Annotated in this window: 12 protein-coding genes; 5 read left to right on the top strand and 7 right to left on the bottom strand. The window is 46.4% G+C overall.

Annotation, left to right across the window (positions count from 1 at the left end; genetic code table 11):
* Positions 1–58 precede the first annotated feature (58 nt).
* From yigB to lptM, 6 genes are all read right to left on the bottom strand, one after another.
* A complete protein-coding gene (gene yigB / locus TW81_RS17105; protein WP_045956956.1) occupies positions 59–781 on the bottom strand; it encodes a 5-amino-6-(5-phospho-D-ribitylamino)uracil phosphatase YigB in 723 nt (240 codons plus the stop codon).
* Positions 781–1,710 (bottom strand): tyrosine recombinase XerC, encoded by a 930-nt coding sequence (gene xerC / locus TW81_RS17100; RefSeq protein ID WP_045956955.1) that lies wholly within the window; start codon positions 1,708–1,710, stop codon positions 781–783. The genes yigB and xerC overlap by 1 nt, the downstream gene beginning before the upstream one ends.
* Positions 1,682–2,386, bottom strand: a complete 705-nt coding sequence (locus TW81_RS17095) for a DUF484 family protein (protein ID WP_045956954.1) — start codon at positions 2,384–2,386, stop codon at positions 1,682–1,684. Before TW81_RS17095 ends, xerC begins: the two co-directional genes overlap by 29 nt.
* 62 nt (positions 2,387–2,448) lie before the next feature.
* Entirely contained in the window at positions 2,449–3,279 is an 831-nt protein-coding gene (gene dapF, locus TW81_RS17090) for a diaminopimelate epimerase (protein WP_045956953.1), read from the bottom strand.
* A 10-nt stretch (positions 3,280–3,289) separates the two neighbouring features.
* Positions 3,290–4,543 (bottom strand): diaminopimelate decarboxylase, encoded by a 1,254-nt coding sequence (gene lysA, locus TW81_RS17085; RefSeq protein WP_045956952.1) that lies wholly within the window; start codon positions 4,541–4,543, stop codon positions 3,290–3,292.
* 30 nt (positions 4,544–4,573) lie between these two features.
* Positions 4,574–4,693, bottom strand: coding sequence for an LPS translocon maturation chaperone LptM (gene lptM, locus TW81_RS19700; protein ID WP_420835069.1), 120 nt, complete (start codon positions 4,691–4,693; stop codon positions 4,574–4,576).
* Positions 4,694–4,768: 75 nt separating this feature from the next.
* On the opposite strand from lptM, the gene cyaY reads away from it, so the two are divergent.
* A complete protein-coding gene (cyaY, locus tag TW81_RS17075; RefSeq protein ID WP_045956950.1) occupies positions 4,769–5,083 on the top strand; it encodes an iron donor protein CyaY in 315 nt (104 codons plus the stop codon).
* Positions 5,084–5,138: 55 nt separating this feature from the next.
* Here the strand turns inward: cyaY and TW81_RS17070 are convergent, their stop codons facing one another.
* The gene (locus TW81_RS17070) at positions 5,139–7,667 is read right to left on the bottom strand and encodes a class I adenylate cyclase (protein WP_045956949.1); all 2,529 of its coding nucleotides are present in this window, start codon (positions 7,665–7,667) and stop codon (positions 5,139–5,141) included.
* A gap of 335 nt (positions 7,668–8,002) precedes the next feature.
* Between TW81_RS17070 and hemC the strand changes: the two genes are divergently transcribed.
* The 4 genes from hemC to TW81_RS17050 are packed head-to-tail and all read left to right on the top strand — an operon-like array spanning position 8,003 to position 12,089.
* A complete protein-coding gene (gene hemC, locus TW81_RS17065) occupies positions 8,003–8,941 on the top strand; it encodes a hydroxymethylbilane synthase (protein ID WP_045956948.1) in 939 nt (312 codons plus the stop codon).
* A gap of 5 nt (positions 8,942–8,946) precedes the next feature.
* Complete coding sequence (locus TW81_RS17060; RefSeq protein WP_045956947.1) at positions 8,947–9,690, top strand: uroporphyrinogen-III synthase; 744 nt, start codon at positions 8,947–8,949, stop codon at positions 9,688–9,690.
* Positions 9,691–9,693: 3 nt separating this feature from the next.
* Positions 9,694–10,902 carry a uroporphyrinogen-III C-methyltransferase gene (locus TW81_RS17055; RefSeq protein ID WP_045956946.1) on the top strand — a complete coding sequence of 403 codons (1,209 nt, stop codon included), beginning with the start codon at positions 9,694–9,696 and terminating at the stop codon, positions 10,900–10,902.
* Entirely contained in the window at positions 10,902–12,089 is a 1,188-nt protein-coding gene (locus TW81_RS17050; RefSeq protein ID WP_045956945.1) for a heme biosynthesis protein HemY, read from the top strand. Before TW81_RS17055 ends, TW81_RS17050 begins: the two co-directional genes overlap by 1 nt.
* Positions 12,090–12,143: the final 54 nt, after the last annotated feature.

The following is a 12,143-nucleotide window of genomic DNA, read 5'->3' as shown; positions in this document are numbered from 1 at the left end:
GCTACTACCGTAATTCAACTCAATCAATATGAAAAGCCTTGTGTTGAGCAGATGTTATTTAGCTCTCACTCAGTCGCAACAGGTCATGCAAACGATTCACTTCGACATCTGGCAGAGTTCGAGCCTTACTGACATCAAACAGATTGATATTCTGATCGTTAAACCAGCAAGCCTGATAACCGCTCAGTTTTGCCCCTTGCACATCAGAAATCAGATGATCGCCAACATGAAGGATATTCTCGGCAGCAACAGAGAGATAACTTTGAGCTTTACTAAACATTTGTCGATGAGGTTTGGCATAGCCATCGGGGCCAGCTTTTAGCACTAGAGAGAAATACTCCCCTAAACCGATTTTTTCCACATCTACGTTACCATTGGTAATCGCGACCAAGGGTAAACGCTTTGCTAACTCAGTCAGTACTTGATGCGATTCGGCTGGCACGGTGAAGTCGCTGCGCAAACGCAACACTTGATCGATTGCATCCTCTGCGGCCTGAGCAGCCTGCTGTGGCTGATAGCCGAGAAGGTACAACCCCTTTTCGATCTGTTTAAAACGCCACAAAGTGACATCATTAAGCAGCCAAGTATCCTCTTGGGCCAACGATCGCTTTAAATCGTACCACCAGCGCAGCGTTTGACTGGCAGAGATGGGATGATGCTTGTGCAACCAAGCCACCATTTGCGCTTCGACATGTCGAATAACAGGTCGATTGTCGTATAGCGTATCATCGAGATCAAAAGTCATCGCGTGAATCGGCTGCAAATGGCGAAAAAACTGCATCAGTCTCTTTCCTTCTTTCTCGCTCGCGGATGTGCTTGGTCATACACGTCGGCAAGGTGCTGGAAATCCAAATGAGTATAGATTTGCGTGGTTGAGATATTCTCATGTCCCAGCAGTTCTTGGACCGCACGTAAGTTATTACTCGACTCTAGCATATGTGTGGCAAACGAGTGGCGTAATTTATGCGGGCTAATATGGCTAGCAACAGCTTGTTTTTGTCCCCACTCTGCCATACGTTTTTGTACATTACGGTGCGAAATTCTTACCCCTAGCTTAGAAACAAACAGCGCCGCCTCATCACTGTTGGCGAGACTCGCTCTCACCTTCAGCCACTTGGTCACCCATTCCACCGCCAAACCCGCAAATGGTACTTTACGCTCTTTGTCCCCTTTACCCACTACGCGCAACTCGCCCGCCGACAAGCTAACATCTTTGATATTGACGCTCACCAGCTCAGCTAAACGCAAACCTGCGCCATACATCAATTCCATCATGGCGCGATCACGCACCGCTAGTGGGTCATCTTCATTGACATCAAGTAGTTGGCCTACTTCATCCACATCAAGATTTTTAGGCAACGGGCGCTTTTTACGCGGCGCAGAAACACCTTTGGCAGGGTTGGCCGTCATTTCGCCGCGTAGGATGAGAAAATCAAAAAAGCTGCGCAAAGAAGAGAGTCGTGTCGCTAAGCTACTGGCCTTCATCCCTTCACGCATCCCTTTACTGGCGAGCTGTCGCACCCAACCCGCATCCACTTGCTGCCACTCTGTGAGTCCAAGATGAGCCAGGTGCTGAGCCATGGTTTCAAGCTGCTGTTTATAATTACGCTGAGTATGTAAGCTCAACCCCTTTTCGCTACGCAGATATTCGTAGAAACGTTCAAGGGGTCGTTGCAGACCATTAGGCAGAGGTGTTACTGATTCGCTCATGGTCGTCGTTCTGCCAAGGGAGGTTTTCAATAAGATGGGAAAGAACAAGCGCTAAATGGCGTAAGAATAAGGTGTCCATATGGGGTTGGAAATGTCCACCATCGCTGCTGGAAAAAACCAATACACCTTGCAGAGATGTCTTGTGCAAAGGCAACACAACATAAGAGCCCATTTCTGGCGCACGTGAATGGTCACCGAACAGAAGTTCACGATCGACTTTACGCATCCGCCCTAAATAGGCCCCTTTGCCATTTAAGTGATTGGTCGCAAAACGCTGGTAGTTGTCTTTGCTGAGTGCATAGTAGCTTGACTCATTGTCCAACAAACGTACATACGCAATGAGGTCGAGTGATTTGGCCATCTCTTCTATTGCCTTGATCACTGACAGCAGAGAATCACACTTAAGAATCTGCTCTTGCAACTGCATAAACTCGTGAAAAGTACGATCGTTACTTTTCGCCAAGGACATCAACGCAGTGATCTCTTCTTCTAGCTCTTCAATTCTCTGACGCTGGCGGTTCATTTGTACATGAACTAATGACACCGCGCCCTGCTCTTGGTGAGGCAAAGCGAGTCGGTCAACTAAATCACGTCGATGGATAAAAAAATCCGGATTATCACTTAGGTATTCGGCAACCACTTCTGCCGTCAGCGCATCCGCTTCAATGTGAGACACGTCAGTTCCTTATTGTTCTTTATCTTGCCAACATAGTTGGATCTTTATATATGCTGGGGATATTAACAGCTTAGTTGACCATCGAATACATGAGTAGCTGGCCCCGTCATATAGAGAGGTTTACCAACGCCCTGCCAAGATATGCACAGAGAGCCCCCTGGAAGGTTGACCGTGACGGTTTCATCCAGCAAACCTTGGATAATGCCCACCGCCACTGCGCCACACGCACCGCTTCCACAAGCTTGAGTCTCTCCCGCACCACGTTCGTACACTCTGAGATTGACTTCGTTACGGCTGACCACTTGCATAAAGCCCGCATTAACACGCTCGGGGAAACGTTCATGAGATTCAAGCAGTGGGCCAAGCGCCTCAACATCTGCCGTCGCCACGTCATCTACAACCGTGACGACATGAGGATTGCCCATGCTTACCGCACCGCAAAACAGTGTCTTATCACCAGTACGAAGAATGTAGGTTTTCTCGGTTTGCTTAGCTTTAAACGGTATCTTGCTGGGTTCAAATTCAGGGATACCCATGTTGACGGTCACCTCATCATCTTCTTCGATGTTAAGGAGCATCTTACCTTTCTTGGTGCTAACACTGATGCTGTACTTATTCGTCAGCCCTTTCATGCGCACAAAACGGGCAAAACATCGTGCTCCGTTACCACACTGCTCAACTTCACTGCCATCCGCATTGAAGATGCGATAGTGAAAGTCCGTTTCTGGATCATAAGGCGCTTCGACCACCAACAACTGGTCGAAGCCTACCCCAGTATGGCGATCCGCCAAACGGCGGATTAAATCTGGGGAAAAGAAAATATTCTGGGTAATGCAGTCAACGACCATAAAATCATTACCCAAACCGTGCATTTTAGAAAAATGGAAATGCATAAGACTTCAATTACTCCGGAAGTACATTTTCAAGTGCCCATAAGCTCGTCAGCTCTTCGCGTTGACGGACGAGGTGCACTTGGTTGCCATCTACCATCACTTCGGCAGCACGGCAGCGCGTATTGTAGTTTGACGACATTACAAAGCCATAGGCTCCCGCAGAGCGTACCGCCAGCAAATCATTGGGTTGTAGTACCAGCGCACGATCTTTACCTAGGAAGTCACCGGTTTCACAGATTGGCCCAACCAAATCGTAGGTTACCGATTCACCTTCGCGAGGGGCAACAGGTACGATATCTTGCCAAGCTTGGTATAAGGCTGGACGCATCAAATCGTTCATCGCAGCGTCGATAATGGCGAAGTTTTTGTGCTCTGTGTGCTTGAGGAATTCAACTTTGGTCAGCAATAGCCCCGCATTCGCAGCAATGGCGCGCCCAGGTTCAAAGATCAACTCTAAGTCTTGATGATTCTCTAATCGACCTAATAGCGCTTTGGCGTAATCTGATGGTTGAGGTGGTAATTCATCACGGTAAACCACACCCAGACCGCCACCCACATCTAGGTGAGTAATCGTAATACCCTGAGACTTCAGATCATCAATCAATGCAAGTAAACGGTCGGTGGCATCAATAAACGGCTCAATGTCGGTCAGTTGCGAGCCAATATGGCAATCAATACCCTGAATATTTAGATTGTCGAGGCTTTGTGCGAACTTATACACCTCGGGCGCGCGGTCGAAAGCGATACCAAATTTGTTGTCACGTAGGCCAGTAGAAATATAAGGGTGAGTATTAGCATCCACATCAGGGTTAATACGCAGTGAAATCGGTGCCTTCACACCAAGCTCACCCGCCACTTTATTCAGACGCTCAAGTTCAGGTTCAGACTCAACATTAAAACATTTGATGCCTAGCTCTAGCGCTCGCTTCATTTCAGCTTCCGTTTTCCCTACACCAGAGAAAACCACTTTGCTTGCCTCACCACCCGCAGCAATCACACGCTCTAGCTCACCACCTGAAACAATATCAAAGCCAGAACCTAAACGTGCCAAGGTATTTAATACCCCTAAGTTGGAGTTGGCTTTCACGGCATAACAGACTAAATGAGGGTGCTCACCAACCGATTTATCAAAGGCATGCCAATGACGCTCTAGTGTTGCGCGAGAATAAACGTATAGCGGCGTACCAAACTGTTGAGCAAGTTCAGTGAGTGAAACGTCTTCGGCCCAAAGCTGGCCATCATCCTGATAGTTGAAGTAATCCAAAGTACTTTCCCTTATATTCTGATTTTAGTTTTATTGTGATGGTTGCTCAGTTTGCGGAGCATCTTCAGGCATGTAAAGTGGCCCTGTTTGACCACAGCCAGCTAGGCCAAGAACTGAAAAGATAAATAGCGCTACGAGTGATTTTTTCATGAGTTCTATCGTGATTATTCTGTCAATGCCCCCTATAATCGCACCACAATCAAGAAAAGCAATAGGATAGATTAGATGAACGATACGGAATTTCATCAGTTGGTAGATGTTCAAATGCAAATCATCGAGGAAATGATTGATGATTCAGGTGCGGACATCGACTACGAAACGTCTGGAAATGTAATGACACTGGAGTTTGAAGACCGTAGTCAAATCATTATCAACCGCCAAGAGCCTATGAAAGAGATCTGGCTAGCCTCTAAATCCGGCGGTTTCCACTTTGCCCTAGTGGACGATAAGTGGACATGCTCTAAGAGCGGCCTTGAGTTGATCGCTATGGTCAAACAAGAGTGCGAGAAGCACTGCGCTGAAGAGATTGAATGGCAATAATCATCGCGAAGAAAATTAAAAAAAGAGCATTTTTCATGATGCTCTTTTTTTGTTGCTAACCATTAACGATTTTACTTGGCCTTGAATAGCTGGCGCCATCATTACGGTAAGGCACGATGTAAGATTCATCATCTTCAGGATGAACTATCTGGTAATACTGCGGCAAATTAAAGTTAATCAGCTTAGACGACACTGAGCTTTCGTCTTGTACCGAGGTATAGAAGCTATTTACGCTAGCGATCATTTCGTCTTTTTCACCTTTAAACTGGTGATACACCTCAACACGATTCGCTTCGTCAAGAACGTAAATATTAAAGCCCTGTTCGCTATCTTCAAAGAAGAACTGAATCAAGCCTTCACTGGCAAAACCGTCGACAATATCAGGTAATGGGTAATCTTGCTCTTTATCGAGCATCAACAGTGGCGACCCTTTGAGCTTGTTGGTCGAGATACTGCGGTAAAAATCGACTGAATTTTCCAACATCTGCACTGATACGCCACGACGCTCAAAAAACAGGCCGTATGTCTGTTGACCAATACGTAGCGCTTTGAATCGGCGGCGCTTTTCCTGTTCAACAGGCTTCAGACGTAGATCAATACATTCAGCAAGTAATTGGTAAACCATATTACGCATTACACCGCGTAGGTTTTTGCTGTAGCAGAACACATCAACCGACTCGGGTGGGATCGCATCTTGATGCATTTTTCCCAATACCGTTTTTAAGGCATCCAACATCGCAGTCTCACCTTTGAAGTGTAAAGTACGCACTTCATGCCATGAGTTACGATAAACCAAGTCAACACTACCCACTAAACTCTTTTGCTCAGGACCAAAACTAAAAATATCGGTCGTTTTAGGATCGAGTTTGAGTGACTTACCTGCCAGCTCTGCGGTTGGGTCATTTTCAAAGTTGATAAACATCGCCAATTGGCTAATTTCACACGGGCTAGCCAGTGCTTGCATGGTTGGACGGCGCTTACGCAGTGAGAAGGTATTGCGTAAATCACTCACCATTTGGTAGAACTTGTCGATATCCAAATGAGCATCGCGAATCACAGAGTGCAATCGCGTCGACTCCGTAATTAAACCGTTAAAAAATGACCATGCCACTAGCTTACTCAAGTACTCATTGTGCTCGAGTGGTGCCTGACCAAGAATGCGATGCGGAGTGATTGGTTGCTTGTATAGATACCAACCCGATTTGTTGGTGCGCCCAGGTCGAACTTCAATAAAAGTGAGGTCTGGCTCGTGCAAATCAGGAGAGATTTGTGGATTAAGCAACGTCACTTTGCCGGGCAGCACTTCAAATGCGGCATAGAGCTTACGCGCCAACACACTGATGTCTTGAGGACTGATCGCTGAAGTAATATCGTTACGGCGAGCAAATTGAATCAAATTGCGGTAGCTTTGCATGAGCGCATCAAGCAGTGCGTGATGCACCACTTTGACTTGTTCCACTTTCCAGTTACGGCGATCATCCAATTCAGCAATCACCGACGCGTCCCAGTCCCACTTTCGAATCATGTCACTTAATGCTTCACGACGCCAAGCCACAGAGCCCACGTTAGGCTCGCGAGACAGTTTTTCATGCGTTTTAAGATAGAAGCAGCGACGGACAAGATCCAAACGAGTGCGATCCCCGATGCGCTCTAAGTAGCGCGTCACTTTCTCAAGCATCAGGTAATACGCGTCCATACCATACAGGTCTGGCTCGTGTGCAAAGAAACGGCGCTTGGTATCTAAACTCAACAGTTGAGTGTTTGGGTACTCCCACGAATAGGCTTCAAGCAGAATCGCTTTTAGTACCGACTTATAGGGCGAGTCGATACTTTTGTACAACTGCCATAGATTCGAACCAAAATATTCCTCTGCTGGAATTCGATTGAGTTGACCGAAATCGATCCATTTCGAACAATCGATATGTCCCTGACCACATAGGTCTCTCACATATTCGTCGTAGCACTCTTCCATCTCTGGAGGAACGATTTGCCACAATAGACGTTGACCGGCAAGACGTACCGCACTGCGATAGAACTCATCCAACAATAAAAGGTGTTGCGAAGAACCGCAGTTATCCCCGGTCATCTCTTCAGAATGATTCGAACGAAAACGCTCTTCATCCATCAAAAAGAAATTGGCTTCCACACCTTGTGTCTGAGCCCAGTCGGTAATCAGTAAGCATTTGTTGGTTAGGCTTTCCCGCTCGTCACAGCTCATGCTTGGCGAAACGCACACCCAGATATCGAGATCGCTTGAGGTACTTTGACCAATCGACGAAGTACTGCCCATGGTATACAGACCCAAAATCGCAGGTTGCGTACTGCTTGTAAGCAACTGACCAATAGTAAGCTGCGTGTCGGCAACGAACTGCTGCTGAATATCATTCAATTCAAAGTCACGAATACCGAATGGGACTTGAGCGTCGAAGTAGCCGGGAATAACAGGGTGATTGAAATGAAGAAGAGTCGGTATCAGATGAAACACACGCTGACTTGGTAAATCCATTAATGCCAACGCACGCTCTACGCGCTGCTGGTTGAGGTTATCAAGTCTGTTAATTAGCGTCTGGGTGTAAGCCTGCAAGGGGGGTTCCTTGGTTCATATCCTAGAGGGCACTTTGACTATTAATTATTCTAAAGCACCAACAAAACGTGATCAATCTATCACTTTTCTTTAGATTGGTAAAGAAATGTACGATCGATTCGACACAATTTTGTCCATCTGAAGTTGCCGCTCTTAGTGTGGTACGTAACGTCTATTAATAATAATAGCCTATTTTACAAACGAGACATCAATCACACTCTTTTAATCATTTTATGCTAGTCCATAGCTAACTTCCCCTTGTAACGAATAAGCCTTAATACTTTTTTCACCGACAATGGTACGATTAGGCCATTATTTGTAATCAATAAAACACTATGACTCATACCACTCCAATTCGAATTGCGACTCGTAAAAGTCCACTGGCACTTTGGCAAGCTCACTATGTAAAAGATGCACTAATGGCCGCTCACCCAGGCTTAGAGGTTGAGCTAGTGACCATGGTAACTAAGGGCGATGTGATCTTAGATACACCGTTAGCCAAAGTGGGTGGCAAAGGCTTATTTGTTAAAGAGCTTGAGGTCGCCATGTTAGAAGGTCGCGCCGATCTGGCAGTTCACTCGATGAAAGATGTTCCGGTCGACTTTCCTCAAGGTTTGGGTCTAGTCACGATTTGTGAACGTGAAGATCCTCGCGACGCTTTTGTTTCAAATAACTACAAGAGTATTGATGACCTACCACAAGGCGCAATCGTCGGCACTTGCAGCTTGCGTCGTCAGTGTCAGCTCAAAGAATATCGTCCCGATCTTGTCATCAAAGAACTGCGTGGCAACGTCGGTACGCGTTTAGGCAAACTGGGTGCTGGGGAGTATGATGCCATCATTCTCGCTGCGGCAGGCTTAAAGCGCTTAGAGTTAGAAGAGCGTATTCAGAGTTTTATCGAACCTGAGCAGTCATTGCCAGCCGTTGGTCAAGGTGCAGTCGGTATTGAGTGTCGATTAGATGATGAACGTCTGATTAAACTGTTAGAGCCTTTAAATCATAAGGAGACAGCTGATCGCGTGCTGTGTGAGCGGGCGATGAACCTTACCCTTGAAGGTGGTTGTCAGGTACCTATCGGCAGTTACTCTCTGCTTGACGGCGACAACATTTGGCTACGTGCACTCGTTGGTGAACCTGATGGTTCTAAGATTGTTCGTGGTGAAATTCGTGGCTTGCGCACTGACGCAGAGAAATTGGGCGTCACCCTCGCCAATCAACTGCTTGATAACGGCGCGAAAGAAATCCTCACTAAGCTCTACGCAGAGCACGAGTAAAACCCATGCCAGTACTGGTCACTCGGCCGGGACAACAAGGCCACGAGCTCTGTCAGCAATTATCTAAGGTTGGTATCAATAGCTACCACCAACCTTTGATCGAAATCCAGCCTAGCGAACAGTTGCTCGGGCTGGAACTCATTCTCGCTCAATTCGATATCATTATTGCTGTTAGTCAACACGCCGCGTCAGTAACAGATACCTATCTTACGCAATCAGGTCAAAATTGGCCGACAAATGCCACCTATCTTGCCGTCGGTCAAAAAACTGCACATGTTTTAAGCAATGCGACGCAACAAAAAGTACACTACCCACAAGTCAGTGATAGCGAGCATTTGCTTCAACTTGCATCGCTTCAATCCATTGCCAATAGAAAAGTGCTTATTCTACGTGGTAACGGTGGACGAGAGCTTATCTTTAATACGCTAGTTGAGCGTGGAGCCTTGGTAACGTACCGAGAAGTGTATAAACGGCAAAACCTAGCTTTCCGCTCAGATTTGCTCGTCCCACTCTGGCAAAATGAACAAATAGACCAATTAGTCATCACCAGTTCAGGTCAGCTCAGTTATTTTATGTCTCAGCTAACTGATGACCATAAGAACTGGTTGTTTACGCTCCATCTCTACGTACCCAGTGAGCGAATAGCACAACAAGCACGTGAAATCGGATTTCAAGCAGTGACCAACACTTTCAGTGCTTCTAATAAAGTATTACTGGCTGCTCTCCGGCCAAGTGAAACAGGACCATAAGTAATGACCAGAAAAAATAACAACGACAGCATTGCCCCTGACCAAGAAAACAAACCGGCAGAGGAAGCAAGCGCAACTGCAACAAACGCGTCTGAAACGGTAGAGCCGACAGTAGAAGAGTCGAGTGCGCAACCACAGCCATCTTCGCCTGACTCGGCGACGCCAGCCAAGTTTGAAGAAAAACAAGGTAAACGCGGCGTCAAACTGGGTACCATCGCCATTATTATCTCTTTACTCATAGGTGGTGGCATTACCTTCCAAATGCAGCAGAAAAATGCACACTACCAAGCACAAATCAACGCGCTTCAGTCACAGCTCGAACAGACTCAGAACAATCTCCAGTCACAACTAGCGTCTACTCAACAACAGGCAATCGCGAAGGCAACAGAAGTGACCCACCGCGCTGAAACCATTCTTGAACAACAGCAGAAAAGTATCGAAAGCCTGCAAGTTGCCGTCGCGGATGTCAAAGGTCGCCGACCAAATGATTGGCTGCTTGCCGAAGCGGACTATCTCGTAAAACTTGCTGGCAGAAAGCTGTTCTTAGAACATGATGCAGTAAGTGCGACAAAACTGATGGAAAGCGCCGATTTACGTATCGCAGCGCTGAATGATCCAAGTTTGGTTCCTTTGCGTAAATCGATGGCCAACGACATCACCAAACTCAAAACGATTCCACTTATCGATAGAGAAGGCTTGGTACTACGTATCACCGCACTGCAACAACAGGTGGACAGCCTACCTTTAGCTAACGCGCTGTTACCAGAAGCAGAACAGGTAGAAAAGGTCGTTGTCTCTGAAGATATGAATGACTGGCAAAATAACTTGATGACCTCGCTGAAGGACTTCTCAGAGAATTTTATTACATTTAGAAGCCGCGATGGAAACGTGATTCCACTCTTGTCACCTCAACAGCACTTTTATCTAAAAGAGAACATCAAGGCCAAGCTAGAAACCGCGATTAAAGCCGTTTATGTCGAGCAACAAGAGATTTACACCACAGCACTTGCTACTGCCGATAAATGGTCTGCCACCTTCTTTAATCAGGACTCAAATGAAGTTGTGGAATTTAACAAGGCACTCGAGTTATTGAGTAAGCAAAAAGTACAGGTTGAGTACCCAGTAAAACTCGAAACTCAGCAACAGTTATCTGACGTCATCCGTGAACGCCTGCGCCGTGAAGTAACCACCTTTGTGACGGAGGAAAACTAATGTTTAGAGTTATTTTCCTCTTTGTGGTACTTGGCTTAGGACTATTCGCCGGTACCCAATACGCTGGTCAACAAGGATATGTGCTCATCTCAGTAGCCAATAAAACCATTGAGATGAGTGTAACCACCCTGGTTATCTTTGTTATTGCCACGCTAGCTGCATTATTCGCTCTAGAGTTCTTCGTTAAGAAAGCCCTCAATGCCAGCTCAGCAACATGGAACTGGTTCAGCGTACGCAAAATGCGTCGTTCACGTCGTTATACCAATGAAGGTATTATCAAACTACTCGAAGGGGATTTTAAACAAGCCGAAAAGAAAGTCACTCGTTGGGCGAATCATCATGATATGCCGTTACTTTGCTATCTGGTCGCCTCAGAGGCTGCACAAGGCATGGGTAATCACGAACAGCGAGACCGCTACTTAGAGTTAGCATCCCAACAAGAGCACTCTCAACTAGCCGTCGAACTGACACGAGCTAAGCAACAAATTCGCGATGCAAATTACAATCAAGCGTTTGATACGCTTTCAACGTTAAAAGCGAACCACCCCAACAATGCCATGGTTCTGAATCTGCTCAAACAGGTTTATATCGAGTTAAAACTTTGGCAACCTTTATTGGATTTGCTGCCTAAGTTAGTTAAACAAGGCATTGTCGCCAAAGAAGAGCAAGAACCACTGACTAAAAGAGCTCAATGCGGCTTATTAAACGATGTTGCAGAGCAGAACGGCAGCGAAGGTCTCGTGTCTCATTGGAATACTTTGCCGCGTAAAGTTAAAGCAGATACACACCTTATCGAGTGCTTTGCCAAGCAGCTTATTTCTCGCGGTGCAGATCACGAAGCATTTACGTTGATTAAAGAAACACTGAGTAAACACCCAAGCTCGACGCTTTATTCGCTGCTGCCAGAACTCAAGCTTGCCGATGACCATCCTGTCATCATCTTCCTCGAAGGTACACTACGCAAAGATGCGCACAACGCTGAAGCGCACAGTGCCATTGCACGCTTCCTGCTACGCAGTGGAAAGTGGCCGGAAGCTCAGCAGCACCTTGAGAAAGCCCTTTCAGTTCGTTCCAGTGTTTCTGATTACGGTTACCTCTCAGATGCACTAGAGAAGCAGAACTTAACCAAAGCGGCGCATGAGGTATCAAAAAAAGCGCTTACTCTTATTAAAGATCCCGTAGCTTAATCTGCTTGGTCTGTGTGAAAGCCACTCGCGAGAGTGTAATGCCAGTCAGTTAAG

Source organism: Vibrio galatheae, assembly GCF_000967545.1.
Lineage (GTDB): Bacteria > Pseudomonadota > Gammaproteobacteria > Enterobacterales > Vibrionaceae > Vibrio > Vibrio galatheae.
This window is presented reverse-complemented; position numbering and strand designations above follow the sequence as displayed.